The organism is Planktothrix sp. FACHB-1355, assembly GCF_014748295.1.
Classification (GTDB): Bacteria; Cyanobacteriota; Cyanobacteriia; order Cyanobacteriales; family Aerosakkonemataceae; genus Aerosakkonema; species Aerosakkonema funiforme_A.
This window is the reverse complement of record NZ_JACJUP010000009.1, coordinates 1-23,474: the sequence shown is the minus strand read 5'-3', so window position 1 is coordinate 23,474 and position 23,474 is coordinate 1. Positions and strand designations below refer to the sequence as shown.

Sequence of the window (23,474 nt, the reverse complement as noted above, 5' to 3'; positions counted from 1 at the left end):
ACGATCGCTTGTAAGAGTATTGTACTGGAGTTACTCCCTTAGCAGTCATCCTCAGCAGCCGAGCGTTTGTGGGTCAGGCTATGCCAAACTATCCTTGGTTGTATTACGCTGAGAAAGAATACCTCATAACGTGGAAAAATACAGCTGTGTCCTTTCGAGTATTGGTTGCGGGAGCAACAGGCGGCGTTGGCCAACTGACGGTCGGTAAATTGCTGGAAAAAGGAGCAACAGTGCGCGTCCTCACCCGCAGTTCCCAGAAAGCTCAAAAAATGTTTGAAAACCGCGTGGAAATTGCACTTGGAGACACCCGCTATCCCGATACCCTGTCACAGGCAATGGCGGATATCACCCACATTATTTGTTGTACCGGCACAACAGCTTTTCCTTCCCAGAGATGGGATTTCGATATTTCCTCTTCAGGAAATCCCATCGAACAATTCCTGGAATGGAGTCAAATTTATTTTAATAGTGAATATCGCCTTAGTAAAGCGAAGAACAGTCCTGAAAAAGTTGATCGCGAAGGTGTTAGCAATCTCGTCGCTGCGGCACCATCCCATCTGCAACGCTTCGTTTTTGTCTCCTCGTGCGGTATCGAACGCAGAGAAAAATTCCCGTTCAGCTTGCTTAATGCTTTTGGCGTTTTGGACGCCAAACTTAAGGGAGAACAAGCCATAATTCGATCGCAATTACCCTACACCATTATTCGACCGGGACGCCTGATTGATGGCCCATATACCTCTTACGACTTGAACACATTGCTAAAAGCCAACACGGGTGGGAAGTTAGGGATTGCGATCGCTACTGGCGATACTCTATCTGGTGACAGCAGCCGCATTGATGTGGCGGCTGCTTGCGTAGAATCGCTCTACCACCCGCGAACAGAAAGAAAGGTATTTGAGTTGATTAATAAAGGCCCAAGACCCGCCGTCATTGACTGGGGTTCTCTTTTCGCCCAATTGTAAAAGTGTCGGGGTACAAAAAAATTCATTTTTTAGGTATATATCTTCATGAAGAATACTTTTGGGTTTACTATTCTTAAAGATAGAGTTAGTCACCTTTATTAAAGTATGTCAACTATTCCCGATCGCATTAGTACTATTGAGCTATCAAAGCTGTGGATTTACAAGGCTCTACAGGAGCTAGAAGCGCAAAGAAACCTCAAGAAGCCGACTCAAGAGGATGACAACTCGAACAAGCCTAGTAATCTTGACCAGTAAGCAGGTCTTCTTTATTTAGGATGCTCATAAGCTAAAAAAATATTCAAAGCCTTACTCAGCAAGGCTTTGAATATTTTTTTTAGATAAAGAAAGCCAGTGAGTCTGCTTGCGATCGGCTTAAAATCACATCCAGCTAGATTGCACAAAATTAAACTGATACAGAACTTACGCACGCCCAGGCTATCAAGCAGGTTTCTTCGTACATATCTATTTTAGAGAAACCCCGGTTTCTTTGCGTAAGTCTATGCTAACTTAGCATAGCAAGTATGGAATAGCCAATTATGGGTTCGTGGGCTAATAATTTAATCACCAGACTCAAAAAAACAGTTTACCTGATATGCAACTACGCTAAAATTTTCTGCCGTTCCATACCCCTGTTATGGAAAGCAGCGCCAAGAGAAACTATATTTCTGGCGATCGCTCTTTTGTTGCAAAGTTTCATACCAGCTATAGCTGTTTGGATTAACAAACAAGTTGTAGACACAGTAGCAGATATCTTGAGTTCGGTAAAAGAATATAATTTTTGGACTCTAGGGAGCCTTGTTTCGCTTTGGGTGGGAACAATTTTTTTAGAAAGTCTCCTTCCACCTTGGGTAGAACTAGCTCATCGTAATATTAGCGAAAAGCTGATTGCCGACCTCAACTTGAAAATTATGTTAAAAGCTAATAGCTTTGTTGATATAAATCGGTTTGAAGATTCCCATTTTTACGATGAATTACAAATAATTCAAGAACAGTCGGCTTATCAACCGCGCTATTTATTAAGTGTCCTGACTGAAGGCATTCCCGAACTATTTACCATTATCAGTATGTTGGTTTTAGTATCTCCCCTGGGTTGGTGGATACCTTTATTAATTTTAGCAACATCTTTGCCGCAAACTTACGTGTCTTTCAAAATCCAATGGGATGCTTGGCAAGCACTTTCTCAAAAAAGTCCCCAAGCTCGTCGGATGCAGTATTACGCATCATTGCTGCTGACAGATACCTACGCTAAAGAAGTGCGTCTTTTTGGACTCGGTTCCCTATTTACCCAACGTTATTTAGAAGCTTTTCAAGATAAATATCAAACCATGCGTCGTTTGCGGGGTAAACAAGCTTTTGCTTTTAGCGGTTTTGCGGCTTTAAGCGCAGCGGGAAATGCCTTTGCTTTTTATTCAGTAGTGCAACAAGCTTTTACTGGCAAACTTACGCCAGGAAGCGTGATGCTTTTTATTCAATCTTTAGCTTATATCCAACAAAACCTCACTTACTTATTACATAATTGTTTCATTCTGCAAGAAACGCTCCTTTTTATGGAACGTTTTTTCAAATTCTTGATAAGCAAGAATACCATGTCCGTGACTATTCCTGCTAAACCTGTACCCTACCCGATCGAGTCAGGAATTGTTTTTGAAAATGTGAACTTTGCTTATCCAGATGGCAGGCTTGCTTTGGCGGGAATTTCTTTTACCCTACACCCTGGAGAAATAGTCGCTTTGGTCGGTGAAAACGGCGCGGGTAAAACTACATTAGTTAAACTGTTAGCGAGGTTATACGATCCTACTGGTGGAAATATTTCGGTAGATGGAGAAAGTCTCAAAAATTTCGATATTGCTGTATGGCGGCGGCAAATTGGTGTGCTGTTTCAAGACTTTTGTCGCTATTCACTCACAATAGCAGAAAATATCTCATTAGGCGATATTGAAGCTATGGACGATTTAGAGCGATTAAAAAAAGCTGCTGAAAAATCGGGAATTGCAGATAAAGTTGAAAGTTTGCCAGAGCAATATTTTACTTTGTTAGGTAAGCAGTTTGGCGGCACGGAACTTTCTGGGGGTGAGTGGCAAAAGTTAGCTTTAGCGCGAGCTTTTGTGCGAGAGGAAGGTTCGCAAATTCTGATTTTAGATGAGCCGACAGCGGCGTTAGACCCCCGCAGCGAGTATGAAATTTACAGTCATTTTTTTGACTTAGTTCGCGGTAAGACAGCGATTTTAGTTACCCATCGTTTGGCTTCGGTTAAAATGGCCGATCGCATTCTCGTATTAAAAGCTGGTAAACTAATTGAAGAAGGAACTCACGAGCAACTTTTGGAAAAGGGAGGTGAGTACGCAACTCTTTGGAATATGCAAGTGGAACAATACAAATTTTAGTTTGAATAGCGAGAAGTGATGGCAGAAATAAAACTCGGAAAATACTTAACTATTGAGAAGTTTTGTACTTGTAGCAATACTTATAATAAGTATGCCTCTCAAATCGATCCTTATCCGCAAAATGGAGAAGAAACGCTGACAGCGCTGCAAGATTTAAATCGCTTTATTATAGAGCCAATTATTGACTTTTTTGGCATCGATAAGTTTCGTCTGACTTATGGATTTTGCTCGAAAGATTTGAAGAAATATCTAGATAAGAAAGACCCGGAGACGGGGCAAAAAAACGGTCGAGTTGCGCCCGATATCGATCAGCACATGGCTCATGAAATCAATAAAAACGGTAAATATTATTGCCAAAGATTAGGCGCTGCTTGCGATTTTCTGATTGTTGGGGAGGGCAGCGATCGCATCATCGATTGGATCATATCACAAAAGCTGCCGTTTGATTCTTTGTATTATTACGGTGTCGATCGACCGATTCACATCAGTTATGGCCCGCAACACAAAAGAGAGATTTGGACATTCACTGCCACGGGACAACCAACAAGAAAAGGAATTGGCCATTGGTTAGAATTAGTCAAACAATTACATCTCCTCTAAAATTTGTTCCAAAGAATTAATTGGTTTTACCGGAAATGTATCGATCGCCAATTTTGTTCGATCGCTAGCTTCTGCTCTTGCTTCCTCGTAACACTCATCAAAAATTTCTAAGATGTAAGTCTTAAGACTGGGACTATCTTTCAGTCGCTCCTTAATTTCTCTACGAAATGCCCTAATTTCTCCCCTCCAGTGACCTTCATTACGCTCTCGTTCTGCATTCCAATATTTAAGCTTCAATAAATGTTCTATAAGTCGAATCAATAAACTTTTAATTCTTTGCTTTTCGTTCCTACCCGTACTTTCCAACTCTTCAATCAAGTTATCTATATCTACAACTGAAAAATGACCAGTACGAAGTTGGTTTATCGTCGTCTTAATCCAAAGGTAATAATCTTCGTTATATAAAGTTTGAGTTGTTGTTAGTTGCGATTGCTGCGGCATACATTTGCTTAAATGTTTTTAAATCCTTTAAATTGAGTTTCAGCTAGCTACATTAATTCCTTGCCGAAATTTATTGACTGCTTGAACTGGTTGGATAAATTAATGCAGCGAGCCAGGAGTTCTATATCTAAAGTTGGTAAAACCTGCGATCGCTCGATTTCAACATACCCGTTAACTTCCAGTTCTAATGTAGAAGCTGTCATAGAAATTCTCCGATCGATTCGCTGACATTTCTTTAAAGATGGCATCCAGGTGGAGTATACCAAGAACTTTGGGGAGCAGCATTAGGTGCTTGCGCCACCAATTTAACTCTACCGCGATCGTCGATCGTCCATCCCGTCGCCTCCACAATCCGGGTACTGGCAATTGTCGATTCTCTCCCACTCCCCCACTCTGCCACTCCTCCCCTCCCTCCGAGTTGTACCAAACGCACATCGCGCCAAACTGCCCTCCCTCTAAGGGCTTGCGTCGGGTCATCCGGTAAGCCGCCATTGCCGGTAATCGTAAAGCTATTGTCCACAGAAGTCGCACAACTAGCGACAATGCTGCCGCTCACATCCTCAAAATTTGCCGATAACTCCACTAAACCAGCACTGGGGTCAACATCGGGAGTATTAATTTCTACCACGCCGCTAAACTGAGGGCCAAGTTCGGAAGTAGCTGTGATATCGCTTTGCGGGGTTAGTTCATTGCGGAACTGAGTGCCAAAAATGCCTTGTGCGCTGATACTCACCCGACCGCCAGAACCTCTTTGTGCGTTAGCGGTAATATCGCTATTTTCCAAAGCGACTAAAGTATTCGTATCGATATTGATGTTACCACCAGTAGCATTCCCCGCATCTGTGTTAATGCGGCTGCCTTGACGTAACTGGAGAGCAAGAGATTGCAGATTAATATTTGCTCCCAGACCAGATGTAGTTCTCCCGTCAATGCTGCTTTGATTGTCCAGAGCGATCGAGTCTGCTACCACATTAATATTACCAGCACCCCCCGTACCCAATGCTCGGACACTAAATATTGCCCCATCTTTAACAATCAATTCTCTTGCATTCACATTCAGCGAACCTGCATTTGCAGTAGCGTTGGGATTGTTAAAATTCGACACAGTGCCAGCCGAAGCCTCAATTCTACTACTCAACCCACGGGTTTTGCTAGTGCCTTGCACTACGATGCGATCGGCATTTAAGGTAATACTTCCCGCATCTGCTGCACCCAAAGAAGCTGCCGAAATCAGCGCCCCATCTCGCAAGGTTAACAAAGGTGTCGAGAGGCGAATATCTCCACCTCTACCAGAACTTGCAGTCAAAGTAGTCAGAGAAGTCGGTGCGAAGCCGAGATCTCCCAATACTCCAGACTCGCCGCTGACTTCTACAGACTCGGAAGCTGTCACAGTTAAATTTCCTCCTAGTCCCCCTTTTGTAGATAAGACAGTTTGCCCTAAAATGAAACCCGTCGCTAAACTAATTGCGGCTCCATCGGAAACACTCAGTCGCTTAGTATCGATCGTAATATCCCCTGCTTTGCCGTTGCCATCAAAAGAGTTTGTAGCGATTGCAGTTTGTGCGGTACTTCCAGGCAGACTCCCCGACAATTCTACAGATTCAGAAGTTTTAATCGCGATATTTCCCGATGCGCCATCACTGCGACTGATGCTGACGAGATTGCTGCCATCGCGCATGATTAACCGTTGTGCCTCAATATTTATGCTTCCGCCTTGACCAGCACTGGCGCGATTTGTACCGATGCTGAGTGCTGAACTGATGAGTTCGACGGTGTTAGCGCGGATATTCATATTTCCGGCATTTCCAGTAGTGAAGGTATTGGTACCGCCTGTTGCCCCATCGCGCAGCACCAGCCGTCCGGTGTCAATGTTAATTTCTCCAGCGGCTCCACTACCAACAGTACCAGCACTCAGAACAATTTGCGGGACAAATGGGTTGAACGTTCCAGAGAGTAGGTATTGGTTATAAACCTGCTGATAGGCTTCAATTCCCAGCCCGCTGATTTCTACTGAGTCAGTAGCATAGATGTTCAAATCGCTTCCCTTGCCATCTCCCAGTGTCGCCGGGATAATTTGCGACCCTCGATTTATTTGCAAGTTTTGGGCATTAATATTAATACCTCTGCCATCAATATTTCCTATTGTCAATCCTAAAATTCTCGCACCGTTAATGCTGACATTTCCACCTCTGATATCTACTTTGCCGCCACCGATGCCGCTGGTGTTGAGGAGTGTTCCATTTGATATTTCAATATTGCCAAAGTTGGCAATATTGTCATAATTTAAATTAAAACCAAATGGTGTCGGGACGAAACTGACTAAACCCGGACTCGCCACGCTACCTAAAAGTATTTGTCCGGTAGAAGCAGTTAAATTGCCGCCATCGAGTTGGATATCGCCACCCACTAACGCTAATGTTTGGCCGGGTGCTACTGCTAATCCTACTTTGTTGTCAAAGGGAATCTCAAAGGGAAATGGGATGGCCAGAGTTGGTAAATTTATTTGTGCGGTTGTTTGCGATCGATTCTCAATTCTGCCTGGATTTGTGCCGAATTGCAAACCAATGGGCACGTTAATAGTTAGCAAAGATGGCGCTGTGGGTTTAGTAGCGCTAAATTCGCTACCATCGACAAATCTAATACTAGAAGCTGTCGAACCGATCAACGAACCGCCGATATTTAATTGGGCGTTCTGTCCAAAAATTATGCCGTTGGGATTGATTAAAAATAAGTTCGCCACACCGTTGGCGCGAATTAAGCCATCTATATTCGAGATGTTGCTACCCGTGACTCGACTGAAGATATTTTGAATATCTAATGAGTTATTAAAAAAAGCTTCTTTCCCTGTAGGAACAGAAAATTCTTGAAAGCTATGAAATAAATTTACGCCAGCAGTTGTACCGCCTTCAATGCGGATGCTGTTGCCATTGGGAATGGCAATGCTATTGTTTGGTAGCGTGGTATCGGGAACTATCTGTGCGGTGGCGTTGGTGGAAAACAGCCACAAACAGGATAGGGTAGTTGCCACATAGAGCGATCGCAAAACCAGCTTCATCTTTTTTACGGGATAATCGGTCGCCAACAGCACCCAGATCGAGTGTGAATGAGCTTTTTTTTACTATCGACACCCGCAGCACTCATTTTACCCTTTTTGAAAAGTCAATATTCCCAAAGAATGAAATTGGCAAGATGATGCGATCGCGTAGCACACCCTCAACCGCTACACCCAGCTACCCTATGCCAAGGGTTACCAGAAGTGACTTTTTTTTCTGGCTCTGATTGCCGATCGCACTAATTTTACCCGATAAGGATCGGCATCTTTGCGCCAATATAAACGATAATTGCGAATTTCCGCACAATGTTCTTCTAAGCAGCGTTCCCATCCTTTCAAAGTTTTAATTGCGTTCGTATCGTCAAACAGTCCTCTATTTTCTTCCTGTTCGCTGAGTTTGGCAAATTTCTCATAACCGGGATAGTTGGGTGTCAGGACAGTTTCTTTACGATGCCAAACAGGGGGGTCTTGTAAATCGGAATAATCTCGATAGCTGACGTGCAAATCTCTCAAATCAATGTGCATACTTGTGTGTAATTTTGGATGTGGATCTGTGTCAAAATCGGGATAAAATAAATATGATATTTTTGGTTGTTTGGTGTGAAATTTGATTAAAGTGACTTCATCCATGCGACCGATCGTTCTGCTGGCGCAACCTTCGTAAATTCTCAATCGATAATCGAGTTCGGAAAGTGCGGAAACGTGAATGAATAAAGCGTTGGGTCGTTTGTGACCGATCGCGCTTTCTTCGCAACATTTAGCAACGACACTCAAGTCACCTAAACTAAATAGAATATCTTCTGCTTCTTCTCTAGCTTTTTTATAACTACCAAACAAAGCTTTGATATCTTTTTGCACAACAGGTTCTATATCTTTGAATTGTACGTAATCTTTAAATTCTGACAAAGCGAGGTAAAGTAACAAATCGGAACGACGCTTTTGTTTAATCATATCCCATTCTCCTGCTTCTGTTGCTTGTAAAATTACATCAAAAGCTCGCGTTATTTTGCGAAATTCAAAGTTAATTTCTGCTTCTTGCGGTAATTCTCCCGGTACGGGAAGACGACCGCGATCGGTGACAAATGCCATCAAAGGTGCTAGCAAATCTTTGTAATCTTCAAACCGCTTGACTTGGGTGCGAATTCTCGGAGTTGAAATGCGCGATCGACATCGGGAAGCGCGGAAATTTTGCGCTTGATTTTCATCTCGAAACACAAAGTAAATTCCCAAGGCAACTGGTATAGAATCGACACCAAGCACTTGGTCAATATAAATTTTTAACTCTTCCTGTTCGTAATATTTTTGAAAAGTATTATGACGAGTTATCACGCCATCGCCAAAAGCAATTTTTCCATGCTTTTCATCATCAATTAAAACTTGTGCAGACACAAGCAAAACCTGATGAGTAAGTTCCCAAGCTTTTCGCAAAGCTTCGCCGCGTTCTTCGATATGTTCGATGACATTAATGACATAACCGATATTGATAATATCTGCTGGAATGCAAGGTTCGTTTGGAAAGTAGAAAGGGTCCCATCCATTGCTGGTGTAACCGCGTTCTGCAATCCGAGTTACATCGCCGCCGTGACCGCAACCATAATCAAAAAAAGTTATATTTTCAGTGAATAAATTAGCTTCTAAAGCAAAACGCACGGGACGAGATAAATCGGTGCGAACAATTGCTGCTCTGTGGCGTTCAATTTTGGGTATTCGCGATGAGCGATCGCCATTTTCATTTACTACACGATGACCTTGTATTTGTACCCCTTGGTATTGTAACCATTGCATCCAACCTTGACGAGTACCTATACTGCTGGTTTTATCCAGAAGACCTAACTTTTCTTCTGCCTTTGTCAGTTGTTCAAATTCTTGATAGTAAGGATATTCGGGAGTAACAAAAGTTTCTTTTCGATGCAGAATAGGCGGGTTATCAGAATTAGAATAATCGCGGTATCTCATCATCGGTGAAATTTCATTATTTTCCAGGTTAATTTGGACACTGGCGAGTAAAGCGGGATGGGGGTCTGTATCAAAATCGGGATAGAAAAGATAGGATATTTTTGGTCGATCGGTATGAAATTTGATTATATTTGCGCCATCCATTCCCGTAGCGATAATCTGAGAGAATCTCTCGTAGTGGAGGCGTAGCGGAGGAGCGAGTTTTTCTATAGCTGAAATATGCACGTAGAGAGCGTTGGGTAATTTTTTACCGATTAAACTTTGTTGACAACAGTTTTCTAAGAATCCTGGTTCATTTAACTGGGATATTAACTGAGGCTTATTGTCATATTCAATACTCAGGACTTGTAACTCAGCTTCCGGTGCATCTGGGTGTGGAGAATCTAAGCTATCCATAGTTTTATGCCAAACTGAATCAGCACTCTTAGTCAAATAGATTAGCGCTGAGTTAGTTAATTGGCAATTATTGTTAAAAAGTGTAAACAAAGACAGAAACCCGGTTTCTTGGAGAAACCGGGTTTCTGTTCTTGGGGGTTTCTGTAAGAAGGATGTAAAATCTAAGGACTTAATAATCTGACCGTACATCAGTTCCGATGAATTCGAGATCTGCATTTGCAGAACTTGGGACGGGTTAATCTCCTTGTAGGAGTTACAGCGCTGTGCGATTATAGGAGTTGAAGGGCCTCACGACCAACCGTTGGTTGGTAAAATACTAGAAAATTCAGTTGCTCTTAGATTTACAATTAAACTAAATTATGCTCGACATTCCTCAACTCCTCGCACAAGAACTTTCTGTAACTCCCTCCCAAGTCAACAACGCTCTCGAACTACTCGCTGAGGGTGCGACCATTCCCTTTATCGCACGCTACCGTAAAGAACGTACTGGCGCACTTGATGAAATCCAACTTCGCGACATTTCTGACAGATATACCTATCTGACGGAATTGGAAGAACGGAAAAAGACGATTTTGGATGCGATATCGTCGCAGGGGAAACTCACCGACGAATTAAAAACCAAAATTGAATCTTGCTTGCAGAAAAACGAATTGGAAGATTTATATCTTCCCTACAAACCAAAGCGACGCACCCGCGCTACTATTGCCAGAGAAAAAGGTTTGGAACCTTTGGCAGAGTTTATCAAATCTTTGAACAACCGCAATGCCAAACCTGTACCTTTGCAACCAGAAGCGGCAAAATATATTTCGGAAGAAAAAGGTGTCAAAACTGCCGAAGATGCGCTGAAAGGTGCTAGCGACATTTTAGCAGAAGAAGTATCGGAAAAAGCAGAATTACGTGCTTATCTGCGAGAATATCTGATGAATGAAGGCGTGTTCGTCTCGCAGATTAAAGATGAGCATCCTGAAGGTAGTACCAAATTTGAAATGTATCGGAATTACCAGATTCCGGTGAAAAATATCGCGCCGCACAATATGCTGGCATTGCTGCGGGGTGAAAATGAAAAAATTCTAGATTTGGATGTTTCCTTTGATGAATCTGCTGTATTGTATTATCTGGAATCGCAGGAAATTAAAACAAAGATTCCAGCAGTGAAAGAATTTTATCGGGAAATGCTGAAAGATGCGTTTAACCGTTTGATGAAAAATTCCCTCATTACGGAAGTACGTGCAGATAGAAAAGATTACGCCGATATTCAATCGATCGAAACTTTTGAAAGCAATCTGCGCGAGTTGTTGCTGTCTCCTCCGGCGGGAATGAAACCAACTTTAGCGATCGATCCCGGTTTTCGGACTGGATGCAAAGTTTCCGTACTTTCCGACACTGGTAAATTTTTGGAATATCAGGCAATTTTCCCCCACCAAGCCGCCGCACAGCGCACGCAAGCTGCTAACACGCTGAAAAAACTGATTGAAAAGTACGATATCCAACTAATTGCGATCGGAAACGGTACGGCTTCTCGCGAGACAGATGAGTTTGTTTCGGAAGTTTTAGCGACGATGGAACGCAAACCAATTAAAGTCATGGTAAACGAGTCTGGCGCATCGATTTATTCTGCTTCCGATGTGGCGATCGCAGAATTTCCCGATCTCGATATTACCGTGCGCGGTGCGATCAGTATCGGTCGCCGTTTGCAAGACCCGTTGGCGGAATTGGTGAAGATAGATCCGAAATCAATTGGTGTCGGACAATATCAACACGATGTCGATCAAAAGTTACTCAAGAAAAAGTTGGATGAAACCGTAGAAAGTTGCGTTAACTACGTTGGGGTAGACTTGAACACCGCATCGAAAGAACTCCTAACTTTTGTTTCTGGAATGACGCCAACCGTCGCCAAAAATGTCGTTACCTACCGCAACGAAAACGGCGCGTTTAAAAATCGCCGCCAACTGCTGAAAGTCGCAAAATTAGGGCCAAAAGCATTTGAACAAGCTGCTGGTTTTTTGCGTATTCGCGGCGGCGAAAACCCGTTGGATAATACCGCCGTGCATCCAGAAAGTTATAAAGTAGTGGAAGCGATCGCATCGGATCTTAACGTACCTTTGCATCAGGTAACGCAAATTCCCGAAAAGCTCAAATCCATCAACCTGAAAAAATACGTCACCGATACAATTGGTTTACCCACACTCCGCGATATCATCGCCGAATTGGAAAAACCGGGAAGAGATCCGCGTGCGGAATTCAAATATGCGACTTTCAAAGAAGGAATCAAAGAAATTTCCGACTTGAAAGTGGGGATGGAATTAGAAGGAATTATCACTAATGTTGCCAACTTTGGTGCATTTGTGGATATCGGCGTCCATCAAGATGGCTTGGTGCATATTTCTCAACTCGCCGACAGATTTGTTAGCGATCCAAAAGAAATTGTCAAAGTCGGACAAGTTGTAAAAGTACGAGTAATGGAAGTGAATGAAAAATTAAAGCGCATCAGCTTATCGATGCGATCGCCAGATTCTGGAAATACCAAAACTCGTCCTCGTCCCCGCTAAAAACGTAGGTCGGGTTAAGCAACATTTCTCACTTAACCTACAACTTAGGACTTCCTTTTATAAACTTCTGCTAGCTTCCACCAAGGAACATTCGGATATTCGTGATGTTCCTTGTGGTAGCCAAAATGGTAGCAAGTGAGAAATGACCAGAAAACTGAAAAATGAGTGCTTCTAGTACGATGAGGATTAGTATAACCACCTGTTGGTTCGCGGTGAGTTAAAAACGTGCCAAAATAGAATAGCTGTACCGAACTCAAAATCGAAGCAATTACCCAAAATAGAATTAAATTAATTATCGGAATTTGTAATAGGTAATGCAGACCTAAAAAAATCACTACTATCCACAGCATTCGTTTCCAAATCCAGTATCCCTTCATAAAGTGAAAATACCAGGCAAAAAAGCGATCGTCTTCCCCATCGTGAAAATCCGGATCGATTCCTGTCGCTGGATGATGATGGTGCAACCAATGCTTTCTCAGTAAATTTTTGTAGGAGAACAACCCGTAGAGGAATAGCGCTAATGTGCCGATTAAATTATTAACGTGTTTGTTTTGCGGAAATACTACCCCGTGCATCGCATCGTGAGCCGTAATGAATAATCCAGTATAGAGAAACATTTGCCAAATTACCGCCGGGAATAGCCAGAAAAGTTGGATGTTGGCAATATCTAGAGAAAGAAAGAAAACTATGCTAATTGTCCATAAGCCAATAATCCCACAAGCAATGATAATTCCCCACTTATTTGTTTCACCTGTGGTGACTGGAGATTGGCAATGTTCTATAGCTATTTGTTTAGATGGAAGTGGTGTTTTAGTTTGCATAATAGTCACTTGAAAATGTTCTCAGCATAAGGAGGAAAGCGATGCGCGATCGCTTTCATAAATAATTCAGGCGATTAAGCCGTATTTTGTCGGATAAATCTTTACTATTGTTGGTAATCTGTTTACAAATGTAATGTAGACCTTAAACCAAAAACCAAATCAAATTACTCACAAAATCGCCAGATAGCGAACTTTACAATTAGGCTGATAGTCTTGTTGATTTCGGACAACTACCAGCCTAAGTGCAAAGCGATTCAATCATTAACGGACAACGTACTGAGGAAGCAAGTGCAGCACGTTACGCAGTACGCTATAGCCACCTAAATCCCACAAAAGGTAAGCTAAAAAACCAATCATTGCTAAGCGACCGTTCCAAATTTCTGCTTGCGGAGTAAATCCAAACAGAAAAGCATTGCGATCGACGCCATTGTATTCCTTAGCAACAGGAGGTAGATCGGTAGAAGGACGACTTTCCATTTTTAACATTCCTTTACAAATCAATCACACTCTCATCCTAGCTAGGCACTGCTTGACTGCTGTCTGCCTATAGTCTCAAACTACATACAGTACTAAAGCATGATGTCCCAGCTTTTTCGCCAAATAGTTGTATTACAAAAGGTTAATCAAATGATTAAATATGTCTTTAGATAGAGGAATTGATTTCTTTACTGTATTAATTAGTTGCACTTTATTTAAATTTATACATATTTCTAAAAATTAGTTATAAAAGCTACAAAATAATTATTGTATTTGTCAAATGATCGCCTGCATATAAACACATTAATAGAGCGTAAGATCGAAAAATAACATTTACCCTTAGTTAGGGTAGAAAGCATTTAACAAGGATAACTATATGACAGTAACATTCGATCGCGCTTCTGAAATTCAACTTAATAGCCAAGTTTCCAGCTTTTTGAAACAACCTAAAAAACTGTTAATTAATGGCAAATGGGTTGATGCTGCCAACGGTAAAACTTTTCCCGTTTACAACCCCGCCACCGGAGAAGCGATCGCACAAGTTGCCGAAGGTACAGCCGAAGACATTAACCAAGCAGTCAAAGCAGCACGCCAAGCTTTCGAGAATGGCCCTTGGTCGAGAATAACCGTTTCCGATCGCGGAAAATTAATTTGGAAACTAGCCGACTTACTCGAAGCAAATTTAGAAGAATTTGCCGAACTCGAATCGATCGACAACGGCAAACCGATCGGCGTTGCGCGAGTTGCCGATGTACCCCTCGCGATCGATCTATTGCGCTACATGGCAGGCTGGGCAACTAAAATTGAAGGCAGCACCATCCCCATTTCCGTACCTTACGATCCCGGCAGCAAATATTTCGCTTACACTCAGCGGGAACCAGTGGGAGTAGTCGGACAAATTATTCCTTGGAATTTCCCCCTATTAATGGCAGCCTGGAAATTAGGCCCCGCACTTGCGGCTGGTTGTACGATTGTATTAAAACCAGCCGAACAAACTCCTCTCTCAGCACTTCGCTTAGGCGAATTAATTTGCGAAGCTGGATTTCCCGATGGAGTAGTTAACATTATTCCAGGTTACGGTGAAACAGCCGGTGCTGCACTCGCAGCGCATCCCGATGTTGATAAAGTTGCTTTCACTGGTTCCACAGAAGTAGGCAAATTAATTGTCCAAGCAGCCGCCGGAAATCTCAAAAAAGTTTCCTTAGAATTAGGCGGTAAATCTCCCAACATCGTCTTCAAAGATAGCGATTTAGAAACAGCAATTCCCGGCGCAGCTAATGCGATTTTCTTCAATCACGGACAATGTTGCTGTGCTGGTTCGAGACTTTACGTAGAACAATCAATTTTCGATCGCGTGGTAGAAGGAGTTGCCGAACAAGGTAAGAAAATTAAAGTAGGCCCAGGTCTTGACCCCACAACGCAAATGGGCCCATTAGTTTCCGACGAACAACTCGATCGCGTTTGCGGCTATCTGCAATCCGGTTTGTCTGAAGGTGCAACTGCTGTTATCGGCGGACAGCGAATTGGAGATAAAGGTTACTTTGTCGAACCGACTGTTTTGGTCAATACCAAACAAACAATGAAGGTAGTACAAGAAGAAATCTTCGGCCCCGTTGTCACAGTATTACCATTCCAAGAAATCGACGAATTGGTGTCTATAGCTAACGATAGCATCTACGGATTAGCTGCTGGCATTTGGACGAAAGATATAGCGAAAGCTCACAATATAGCCAGCAAACTTCGCGCTGGTACTGTTTGGATTAACTGCTACAACATTTTCGATGCTGCTTTACCTTTTGGCGGTTACAAACAGTCCGGATGGGGTCGCGAAATGGGACGCGAAGTGCTGGAAAATTACACGGAAGTTAAGTCAGTTTGCGTGAAGTTGTAGTGAGAAACTGTTCGCAAACAAAAGATTAAGTAGGGTGCGTTAGACGCTACTTTACTTAATCATCAGCAAAGTTTCGCCGTAACGCACCATATCCAAGCGATTGGTGCGTTACGCTTGAGCTATCCCAACGGGTGAGTTTATCCCGCTCTTACGATCGAGCAATAGTAACGATCGACAGTCTAACGCTACCTTGGATTTGATAGCTGTAAAAAACGGCTATATTTATTGGACTAAAGATGATAACTTGTACGGTGCTAGAATTAATGGACTTAACTGGGTTGGCGATGCCAAAGTCATCAATACTGGTGGTTGGAGATATAGTACCATAGCAGTAAATGGGGGCTATATTTATCTAACGAAGTAGTTTTGTTAGGTTAGGTTGACGTAAGGAAACCCAGCATCTTTTTCGACTCACCATCTTATCCATTTTTACCATGACAATGCGATGATTGGATAGATAGCGATCGCAAAAAAGCACCCTGCGCGATAATGCTCCGCATCGCTATCGCGATCGCACCACCAAAAAAAGAGCGATCGCCTTATCAAAACAAAGTGTGTCCTACTCTTACCTATCTAATTGACAGCCAACAAACCCGACATATTCAGCACTTTTTCTGACCAAATACTTGCTGCTTCGGATACTTTTATTCGTTGTTCTGTATCCTCCCAAATCCTTGTCCAAGAATACTGCCAGCAAGCTAACTGAATTTGTAATTCAACTAATTCTGCGGCTATTTCTACTTCTGCATCTTTAGCCGTCCATTCAATAAAAACCTTACTTTCTTGCAGCAGACTTTCAACCAAATCGCGATTGGCTGTATTTTGACATCGAGATTTAATTCGTGCCAAATTCGATGCCAAATTCCCTAAACGAATTGGCAGATCGTCTCGTAAATAGCGCGACTTTAAAGCATTCCAATCTCTCATAATCCTCCTAATAACTGTTGAACGATTTGAGCAACCCGTTCTCGAATAACCGGATCTTGAATTTCCATCGAGCGATTGTTCTGACGCGGACGGATATTGATTAGAGATTCATAACCTACCTCTTGTGTAAGAGGATACCAGTCTGCTCCCCAAATATCTACTTGCTTGCTTCCATTTTCCAGCAACACAGCTTCGCAATCAGCATGATATTCTCCACCTCCTGCCAGAATTAACAGTTCGATATCTACTGCCAGTTTAATATAACTACCAAGGGTTTCAAGCATTTCTTCAATTTGCTCTTTGGTAGCACGCTCTTGAATCAGATAAATCATCCCTGTCTGCGCTAAGAATTAAAGTCAATGGATCGACGATAAACTGCTTAATACAAATATTTGTATCGAGTACGCATCGTAACGGAACCCTCATCTGTTGCGATCCTCTCGAATTAAAAGAGTGCTATCCGTTAATCCAAAATCGCTCGGTTTAACTCTAGGGCGACTGCGAATTCTTTGTAGGATTGCTGACATTGGTTTGCTCTCTTGCGTCTGATTTACGATCGCCTTATCGGACTCAAGTGATTGCTTTAATAGATGAATTACTGCCTCATTGAAAGTAAAATTTTTTTCCGAGGCAAGACATTGAATACGACTGTACAATTCATCAGGCAGGTTTTCAATCTGAAGTGTAGCCATAGTCGTCTGAGAATCAGTTGATTTATTATATCACAGTTACACTTAACTGTCTACAAAAAGAAGTATTGCCATTCCTTCTAGGTTGAATTGACGGCAAGAAACCAAAATTTTTTATGCTCACAATCTTATCCATTTTTACCATGACAATGTGATGATTGCATAGATAGCGATCGCAAAAAAGCACGCTGCGCGATCGCACCACCACAAAAAGCGATATTCTATTCCAAAGCTCACAGAAATTCTACAACAGGATACGGGTATTGACGATGAATGAGGTTGTTGCGATCGATTTCTCTACCTATACAAACATTGTTGTGCTAACCGGGGCGGGCATTTCGGTAGCATCAGGACTCCCTACCTTTCGCGGAGCTGGCAGTATAGGTGAAGAATCTTCTACAAAAAAATATACATCCGTCGAGGCAGTCGAACAAGACCCGGCTGGTTTGTGGCATTACTTTAGCAACTTCCGCATCACCGCCAGACAAGCTATTCCGAATGCAGCGCATCTCGCACTTGCAGATTTGGAACATCATCTTCGCGCCGACCAATCTTTCACTTTAATTACTCAGAATGTAGACGGACTGCATCAGCGTGCGGGGAGTCAAAACGTTATCGAATTGCATGGAAATGTCCACAGGACAAAATGTACAAATCCACAGTGTACTTTATCACCGTACTCCGAAGAAAATCTGTATACAGACTCTATTCCTTCCTGTCCTTTATGCGGTCATATGCTGCGTCCAGATATTGTATTGTTTGGCGAATTCCTTTCAGCATTAGCAGATTGGCAATCAAAGCGATCGCTCCGAAATTGCGACCTATTTCTTGCTGTTGGCACTTCCGGTTTAGTATTTCCTGCTGCTAACTTTGTCCGCTCAGCAGCTTACGTTGGCGCGAGAACGATAATCGTAAATCTCGAAGCGATCGATCCACCCAATCCATATTTCCAAGAAGAATATCTGGGACGTGCCGAAGAAATTTTGCCAAAATTGCTGGGAAATAGTAGGGATTAGAAAATTAATTAATCCTCTTCTTCATAAATTGTCAAAACATCAGGATGACAGCGTTTGATTATTACTTCAATTACTTGAGAGGTTTCAGTTTCCAGATCTTCAACATAGCCAAAGCTAGCATTCTTGGCTTCCACCCAGTTTTGGAAAGGCCCAAAATAGTAGATACAGCAAGGTTTAACCGTGGTAATTTCTGCCCACCAAGGCTTATCTTCCGCGTGTAGTTCTAATTGAATTGCAATTTCCACCAGTGCTATACCTTTTTCGCAACATCTTATATTAAATAAATGTTAATCTCCACCTCCAACCTCCTACAGACATATTTAAAGTCGTTCTGTGTCAAAATTTAAATGTATTTTTAACTACATTTTATTCAAAAATTCATCTAAATAGGTTATGCAAATTGTCCAATGTTACACTTTATACTTTTTCAAAAAGAATATTTATTATTCTCTAACGCTTTGCGACTCGATAGACTACATAAACTGTAGGGACACTTTTTCCCATTAACCCTGCCTCCAAACCGATAACTTATCTGCCAAACCCGCTCCTACAAACCCTGTACTTCACACCCGTTGCCAACCGCTATAAAATCAGAGTTATTAAATTTAGAATTATATAAAAGTAGAGACGTTTGATCAAACGTCTCTACAATGTTTAGGGCAAAATTTATAGCAGGAAAGCAACTCGATAGAATACATAAACTGTAGGGGCGGGTTTGGCAGATAACTTGTCGGTTTGGCGATAGAGATAATGGCAAAACCCACCCTTACAAAGCCTGTACTCACGCCCGTTGCCAACCGCTATAAAGGGTATAACAAACCCAAATTTGATATTACGGATATAAACCTCTGTCCGTCAGCGCCTGTGCGACGCGACCCACACCCAAAGTGTATGCTGCTAACCGCAAAGGCACTTGCCGCGTCTTCGACTCTTTGGTGACTTGGTGATAAGCGTGTACCATCAAACCTTCCATTTCCCGATTAACGCGCTCTTCATCCCAGAAAACGTAGGAAAGACCCTGTACCCACTCTAGATAACTCACGACCACGCCGCCGGCATTGGTCAGGATATCTGGCAGCACAGTTATACCTCGCGCCTCCAATGCCAAGTCTGCCATGAGAGTTACTGGGCCATTTGCCGCCTCTGCCACAATTTCGGCTTGCACTTCATGCACGTTGTCTTCGGTAATTTGATTTTCCAAAGCAGCTGGAATGAGGACATCGCAAGGCAAAGCTAGCAGTTCCGTATTTGTAATCGATTTCGACCCCGGAAAACCGACAATACTTCTGTGGTTTTGGGCAGCATACGCCTTCAGTGCGGGAATATCCAGCCCATTGGGATTGTATATCCCGCCAGACACATCGGAAACAGCCATAACTACTGCTCCCGCTTCGTGCAGCAATGAAGCTGCTGCGCCACCTACATTGCCAAAGCCTTGAATTACGACTCGCGTTCCCGCCAGCGTCTTGCCGCGATCGGCTAAAGCTTCCCGTACAATAATCATCACACCCCGTCCGGTCGCCATTTCCCGTCCCCTCGAACCGCCGATCGAAATTGGCTTACCGGTCACCACACCCGGTACAGCGTGACCGACATTCATTGAATAAGTGTCCATCATCCAAGCCATTTCGCGGGCAGAAGTGCCGATGTCTGGGGCAGGAATATCCACGGAAGGGCCAATATCTTTAATTAATTCGCTCGTGTAACGACGGGTAATTCGCTCTAACTCGCCGACGCTGTACCGTGCGGGGTCTAGCGCAATTCCTCCCTTAGCACCACCATAAGGAATTCCTACTAAAGCGCATTTCCAAGTCATCAGCATTGCCAGTGCCGATACCTCCCGCAGCGTCACAGCAGGGTGGTAACGAGTTCCGCCTTTATATGGCCCAAGAACATCGCAGTGCTGTACCCGATGTCCTGCCAAAACCTGCACTTGACCGTTATCCAGTTTGACGGGAATGGAAACGGTGACAACTTTGCGCGGGTGACTGAGAACTTCCAGCAAACCTTGTTCCATCCGTAACTCTTTGGCTGCTTGTTCTAGGTAGCTACAAGCTTGGTCGAATGGACAAATATAGGCAGGACTGGGAGTTTCAAGCGGCAGCGTTACTAAGTTCATATAGCTTTCTCTCGATCGCGGTATCTGTGTTAACTATGTTTCTATCCGTAGCCTAACCTCGAATTCCTGAAAAAATGGTAAATTTGTATATTTCGTTACATTTTTATATTAATAGAAATGGTATTGAACCAAAATGTCTCTGCCTTACCATCTCCTTTTTCCAGTCTCCAGCCTTCCATCCCTGCTATTTGCGGTGTAAGTTCGGAAAACAAATCGCGGGAATGTAAAATCTTACTACCAGCTTGCAACCACGCTCATAAATCATTTGACAAAAATGATTTATTGTGGTAAAGGGGTGCCTACGAACAGCTTTTGATTGGCTTTCCCAGAGGACATCTGTCTAGATATGGCAAAACGCTACGTCCGAGTTCAAACTGCAAAAGGACAGATTTACTACGGTTTATTAGAGTTAAACCGCAGCGTTACTGTGCTTGATGCGCCACCCTGGTTGCAAGGACAACCGACAGATTCGGAGTTGAAACCGGACACTTATCAAATTTTGGCTCCTTGCGCTCCGTCTAAAGTGGTGGCCGTGGGGAAAAATTATGCAGCTCACGCTAGTGAAATGGATTCCGAGGTTCCCACGGAACCGCTATTATTTCTCAAGCCTTCGACAGCAATTATCCCCACCGATGCGCCTATATGGTATCCTCCCCAGTCCCAGCGGGTGGATTACGAAGGGGAATTGGCGTTGGTAATTGGCGAACGCTGTACTGACTGTACGCCAGCGCAGGCGCAAGCAAAAATTTGGGGATATACGATCGCCAACGATGTGACCGCACGAGATTTGCAAAAGCGCGACGGTCAATGGACAAGGGCGAAGGGTTTCGATACATTCTGTCCCTTGGGCCCGTGGATAGTCCGAGAATTGAGTCCCGGTGCCCAATTGCAAACCTTTTTAAATGATGACCCCCAGCCAGTACAATCTGACCAGATCGATCGCATGGTTTTTTCACCCGATCGACTCGTATCCTATATCAGTCAGGTCATGACACTGTTACCTGGGGATGTAGTGTTGACGGGAACGCCAGCCGGTATTGGGCCAATGCAGGTAGGCGATCGCGTCCGCATTGAAATCGAAGGAATCGGTTATTTAGAAAATTCAGTCATTGCAAGACCATTACCAGAAAAACCATATCCTTAAATCCATTTACTATTTTCCGCAAATCAAATCAACCGCAGGCTTATATTGACGGGAATCAGCTACTAGCCAGACTTTTCCATCTGGACTGACAGTAAATCCCGTCGCTTCTTGAATTGAGTAATTCGATCGCAACGGATTGCTAGCTTCTAGTTCTCGGTTTCTTCTACTTTGTAACTGACCCACAGTTCTCACTTGCTCTACTTCGTAAGGCATCAAGATATTATCTGGTGTTTCGGATAAACCACCGTTTCCAGTCGCAACAAACCGTCCTTGTTGTCCGTTACGGCGATTCAAGCAACTGCTAGCTATCACTGGCGCTTCCGCGACAAAATTATTATTTACCACGATTGGGATATGCTGTTCCTCTAAATTGGGATTGGAGATATCCACCGTACCGCTCAATCCGAGTTGGGAAGAAGCGGTGATATTGCTATCAGGGGAAAGAAAAACCCCTTGCGTATTAATTTGAATGTTGCCACCTTGTCCCTGCATGGCATCAGCGGCAATATCGCTATTTTCTAGCGCTGCTAAGGTATTGGTAGCGATATTGATATTTCCACCAGTCGCCGTTCCCGTAGCATTAGTGGTGATGGCGCTACCGCGCCGCAATTGCAGCAGATCCGTATTGAGAGTAATGTTACCTCGATCGCCTGCTGCGACTTCCGATCGCAAACTGCCTCCTCGATCGAGTTGAATGCGATTCGCACTCACCTGCAAGTTACCTGCATTACCGCCGCCACTATTGCTCACCGAGATTTGCCCCCCGTTGCGAACGTAGATCGAATTGGCAATCAAATTAACCGAACCAGCATTAGCATTAGTAGTAGAAGCAGCGCTAATACTGCTGGGTAGTTGACTACCATCAGGTAATGATGGGGAAATTCCCTCTACATCAATCCGATTCACTCGCAAATTGATATTTCCAGCAGTTCCATTTCCCAGCGTCGAAGAAGTTATTTGTCCGCCATTGAAAACCCGCAGACTAGAGGACTCTAGCCTGATATTTCCACCTTCACCAGTTGCACCCTCAGCTACTGCAACCGTAATGCCACTAATTGTCTTGCTGACTCTATCGATCGCCGGATCGCTAACGGCTATTTCCCTGGCATGAATTTGGATATTTCCTGCTTTACCACTACCAGCCAAAGCACTAGAAATCGTACCGCCATTGAACAGGCGCAGTTGTTGGGTATCGATCGAAATGTTTCCACCTTCGCCTTTTACAAAAGGTTGAATCGAACTGGTCACCGCACCTGTCACTCCAGTAGGTGTAACTCCCGAAATTTCCAGACTCTCAGCCGCCCGAATCGATATGTCCCCGGCTTTTCCCGCCGTAATGAACGTACCAAAACCAAAATCGAGAGAAGGTAAACCCAACAGATCGGTACTGATCCGACCACCATCAATCAATCGAATTCGTTGCGCCTCGACAGTTATCTTCCCACTCTCACTTCTGTTGCCATTTAAAACTAAGGTAGTAATAGCACTGGGAAAGAAAACGCCAGTCGGAAATGGGATGTATCCGCTGACTTCTACATCGAAGGCTCGCACGGTAATATTTCCACTCCGAGAGTCCTCTACCGAGATCGGAGCAAAAGTTACGGGGTCATAAGTACCGTTAATAATCGATTGAACCCAACTTCCATTAGCGATCCGCAAACGTTGGGTTTCGATCGTAATATCTCCTGCTTTCCCCCCACTGCCAAATACGGTGGTAAATATGCCAGGGACAGGGAAGTCATAATTTTCTGCGGCAGAAACTCCCAATAAATCGACAAATTCAGTGGTTTTGATGCTAATCTCTCCTCCCTGCCCAAATGCACCGGTCACAGAATAGATTCCCGAACCCTCCTGAAGCGTAAGTCCCCGCGCCCGAATGTTAATTGCTCCCCCATTCAGTCCACTGGTATCGAGCAGCGAATATTGCCGCAGGGAAATCCTTCCCCAGTCCGCAGTCTCGGCAGGACTAGCTAATTCCATTCTGCCTCGATCGCCGATCGCTACCTCCGCATTTCGCACCGCCCACAATTCCACTCGCCCATCTGGATTA

The 23,474-nt window shown here is 43.5% G+C and carries 19 protein-coding genes; 7 read left to right on the top strand and 12 right to left on the bottom strand.

The features are described 5' to 3' along the window. The first annotated feature begins 80 nt into the window (after positions 1–80). The 3 genes from H6S82_RS01600 to H6S82_RS01590 all read left to right on the top strand — a co-directional run bounded on the left by H6S82_RS01600 (position 81) and on the right by H6S82_RS01590 (position 3,946). Positions 81–962 carry an SDR family oxidoreductase gene (locus H6S82_RS01600; RefSeq protein WP_190464106.1) on the top strand — a complete coding sequence of 294 codons (882 nt, stop codon included), beginning with the start codon at positions 81–83 and terminating at the stop codon, positions 960–962. A gap of 536 nt (positions 963–1,498) precedes the next feature. Then, positions 1,499–3,346, top strand: a complete 1,848-nt coding sequence (locus H6S82_RS01595) for an ABC transporter ATP-binding protein (protein ID WP_190464105.1) — start codon at positions 1,499–1,501, stop codon at positions 3,344–3,346. An 18-nt stretch (positions 3,347–3,364) separates the two neighbouring features. After that, a complete protein-coding gene (locus tag H6S82_RS01590) occupies positions 3,365–3,946 on the top strand; it encodes a hypothetical protein (protein WP_190464104.1) in 582 nt (193 codons plus the stop codon). On the opposite strand, the gene H6S82_RS01585 is transcribed toward H6S82_RS01590, so the two are convergent. The 4 genes from H6S82_RS01585 to H6S82_RS01570 form a co-directional block, all read right to left on the bottom strand. Beyond that, positions 3,932–4,387: a DUF29 domain-containing protein gene (locus H6S82_RS01585; RefSeq protein WP_190464103.1), complete on the bottom strand. Its 456-nt coding sequence runs from the start codon at positions 4,385–4,387 to the stop codon at positions 3,932–3,934. The two genes, H6S82_RS01590 and H6S82_RS01585, sit on opposite strands and share 15 nt — an antisense overlap. A 47-nt stretch (positions 4,388–4,434) precedes the next feature. Beyond that, positions 4,435–4,590, bottom strand: a complete 156-nt coding sequence (locus H6S82_RS01580) for a hypothetical protein (RefSeq protein WP_190464102.1) — start codon at positions 4,588–4,590, stop codon at positions 4,435–4,437. Positions 4,591–4,622: 32 nt separating this feature from the next. After that, positions 4,623–7,442 (bottom strand): S-layer family protein, encoded by a 2,820-nt coding sequence (locus tag H6S82_RS01575; protein ID WP_191055977.1) that lies wholly within the window; start codon positions 7,440–7,442, stop codon positions 4,623–4,625. A 192-nt stretch (positions 7,443–7,634) separates the two neighbouring features. Beyond that, positions 7,635–9,791: a DNA phosphorothioation-associated putative methyltransferase gene (locus tag H6S82_RS01570; RefSeq protein ID WP_190464098.1), complete on the bottom strand. Its 2,157-nt coding sequence runs from the start codon at positions 9,789–9,791 to the stop codon at positions 7,635–7,637. 359 nt (positions 9,792–10,150) lie between these two features. Here H6S82_RS01570 and H6S82_RS01565 point away from each other — a divergent pair, with 359 nt between their 5' ends. Continuing rightward, positions 10,151–12,340 (top strand): Tex family protein, encoded by a 2,190-nt coding sequence (locus tag H6S82_RS01565; RefSeq protein WP_190464097.1) that lies wholly within the window; start codon positions 10,151–10,153, stop codon positions 12,338–12,340. 44 nt (positions 12,341–12,384) lie between these two features. Here the strand turns inward: H6S82_RS01565 and crtW are convergent, their stop codons facing one another. Beyond that, positions 12,385–13,161, bottom strand: a complete 777-nt coding sequence (gene crtW / locus H6S82_RS01560; protein WP_190464096.1) for a beta-carotene ketolase CrtW — start codon at positions 13,159–13,161, stop codon at positions 12,385–12,387. Between the two features lie 261 nt (positions 13,162–13,422). Next, on the bottom strand, positions 13,423–13,638 hold the full coding sequence (locus H6S82_RS01555) for a chlorophyll a/b-binding protein (RefSeq protein ID WP_190464095.1): 216 nt from the start codon (positions 13,636–13,638) through the stop codon (positions 13,423–13,425). Between the two features lie 376 nt (positions 13,639–14,014). Between H6S82_RS01555 and H6S82_RS01550 the strand changes: the two genes are divergently transcribed. Then, positions 14,015–15,529 (top strand): aldehyde dehydrogenase family protein, encoded by a 1,515-nt coding sequence (locus H6S82_RS01550; RefSeq protein WP_190464094.1) that lies wholly within the window; start codon positions 14,015–14,017, stop codon positions 15,527–15,529. 573 nt (positions 15,530–16,102) lie between these two features. Here H6S82_RS01550 and H6S82_RS01545 read toward each other — a convergent pair. The 3 genes from H6S82_RS01545 to H6S82_RS01535 all read right to left on the bottom strand — a co-directional run bounded on the left by H6S82_RS01545 (position 16,103) and on the right by H6S82_RS01535 (position 17,148). Continuing rightward, complete coding sequence (locus H6S82_RS01545) at positions 16,103–16,456, bottom strand: hypothetical protein (protein WP_190464093.1); 354 nt, start codon at positions 16,454–16,456, stop codon at positions 16,103–16,105. Then, on the bottom strand, positions 16,453–16,788 hold the full coding sequence (locus tag H6S82_RS01540; RefSeq protein ID WP_190464092.1) for a DUF5674 family protein: 336 nt from the start codon (positions 16,786–16,788) through the stop codon (positions 16,453–16,455). The genes H6S82_RS01545 and H6S82_RS01540 overlap by 4 nt, the downstream gene beginning before the upstream one ends. A 90-nt stretch (positions 16,789–16,878) precedes the next feature. Then, on the bottom strand, positions 16,879–17,148 hold the full coding sequence (locus tag H6S82_RS01535; protein ID WP_190464091.1) for a hypothetical protein: 270 nt from the start codon (positions 17,146–17,148) through the stop codon (positions 16,879–16,881). A 266-nt stretch (positions 17,149–17,414) separates the two neighbouring features. On the opposite strand from H6S82_RS01535, the gene H6S82_RS01530 reads away from it, so the two are divergent. Next, complete coding sequence (locus H6S82_RS01530) at positions 17,415–18,161, top strand: Sir2 family NAD-dependent protein deacetylase (protein ID WP_190464090.1); 747 nt, start codon at positions 17,415–17,417, stop codon at positions 18,159–18,161. 8 nt (positions 18,162–18,169) lie between these two features. Here the strand turns inward: H6S82_RS01530 and H6S82_RS01525 are convergent, their stop codons facing one another. Continuing rightward, positions 18,170–18,406 carry a DUF1816 domain-containing protein gene (locus H6S82_RS01525; RefSeq protein WP_322111884.1) on the bottom strand — a complete coding sequence of 79 codons (237 nt, stop codon included), beginning with the start codon at positions 18,404–18,406 and terminating at the stop codon, positions 18,170–18,172. 587 nt (positions 18,407–18,993) lie between these two features. Then, positions 18,994–20,280, bottom strand: a complete 1,287-nt coding sequence (locus H6S82_RS01520; protein ID WP_190464089.1) for a Glu/Leu/Phe/Val dehydrogenase — start codon at positions 20,278–20,280, stop codon at positions 18,994–18,996. 346 nt (positions 20,281–20,626) lie between these two features. On the opposite strand from H6S82_RS01520, the gene H6S82_RS01515 reads away from it, so the two are divergent. Then, positions 20,627–21,424, top strand: a complete 798-nt coding sequence (locus H6S82_RS01515; protein ID WP_190464088.1) for a fumarylacetoacetate hydrolase family protein — start codon at positions 20,627–20,629, stop codon at positions 21,422–21,424. Positions 21,425–21,433: 9 nt separating this feature from the next. Here the strand turns inward: H6S82_RS01515 and H6S82_RS01510 are convergent. After that, positions 21,434–23,474, bottom strand: a 2,041-nt coding sequence (locus tag H6S82_RS01510) for an S-layer family protein (RefSeq protein WP_191055976.1), incomplete at its 5' end; no start/stop codon positions are given.

Excerpts from the sequence above, each read along its gene's own strand:
- H6S82_RS01600 (WP_190464106.1), top strand. The coding sequence starts at position 81 with ATGCCAAACTATCCTTGGTTGTATTACGCTGAGAAAGAATACCTCATA.
- H6S82_RS01595 (WP_190464105.1), top strand. The coding sequence starts at position 1,499 with ATGGGTTCGTGGGCTAATAATTTAATCACCAGACTCAAAAAAACAGTT.
- H6S82_RS01590 (WP_190464104.1), top strand. The coding sequence starts at position 3,365 with ATGGCAGAAATAAAACTCGGAAAATACTTAACTATTGAGAAGTTTTGT.
- H6S82_RS01585 (WP_190464103.1), bottom strand. The coding sequence starts at position 4,387 with ATGCCGCAGCAATCGCAACTAACAACAACTCAAACTTTATATAACGAA.
- H6S82_RS01580 (WP_190464102.1), bottom strand. The coding sequence starts at position 4,590 with ATGACAGCTTCTACATTAGAACTGGAAGTTAACGGGTATGTTGAAATC.
- H6S82_RS01575 (WP_191055977.1), bottom strand. The coding sequence starts at position 7,442 with ATGAAGCTGGTTTTGCGATCGCTCTATGTGGCAACTACCCTATCCTGT.
- H6S82_RS01570 (WP_190464098.1), bottom strand. The coding sequence starts at position 9,791 with ATGGATAGCTTAGATTCTCCACACCCAGATGCACCGGAAGCTGAGTTA.
- H6S82_RS01565 (WP_190464097.1), top strand. The coding sequence starts at position 10,151 with ATGCTCGACATTCCTCAACTCCTCGCACAAGAACTTTCTGTAACTCCC.
- crtW (WP_190464096.1), bottom strand. The coding sequence starts at position 13,161 with ATGCAAACTAAAACACCACTTCCATCTAAACAAATAGCTATAGAACAT.
- H6S82_RS01555 (WP_190464095.1), bottom strand. The coding sequence starts at position 13,638 with ATGGAAAGTCGTCCTTCTACCGATCTACCTCCTGTTGCTAAGGAATAC.
- H6S82_RS01550 (WP_190464094.1), top strand. The coding sequence starts at position 14,015 with ATGACAGTAACATTCGATCGCGCTTCTGAAATTCAACTTAATAGCCAA.
- H6S82_RS01545 (WP_190464093.1), bottom strand. The coding sequence starts at position 16,456 with ATGAGAGATTGGAATGCTTTAAAGTCGCGCTATTTACGAGACGATCTG.
- H6S82_RS01540 (WP_190464092.1), bottom strand. The coding sequence starts at position 16,788 with ATGATTTATCTGATTCAAGAGCGTGCTACCAAAGAGCAAATTGAAGAA.
- H6S82_RS01535 (WP_190464091.1), bottom strand. The coding sequence starts at position 17,148 with ATGGCTACACTTCAGATTGAAAACCTGCCTGATGAATTGTACAGTCGT.
- H6S82_RS01530 (WP_190464090.1), top strand. The coding sequence starts at position 17,415 with ATGAATGAGGTTGTTGCGATCGATTTCTCTACCTATACAAACATTGTT.
- H6S82_RS01520 (WP_190464089.1), bottom strand. The coding sequence starts at position 20,280 with ATGAACTTAGTAACGCTGCCGCTTGAAACTCCCAGTCCTGCCTATATT.
- H6S82_RS01515 (WP_190464088.1), top strand. The coding sequence starts at position 20,627 with ATGGCAAAACGCTACGTCCGAGTTCAAACTGCAAAAGGACAGATTTAC.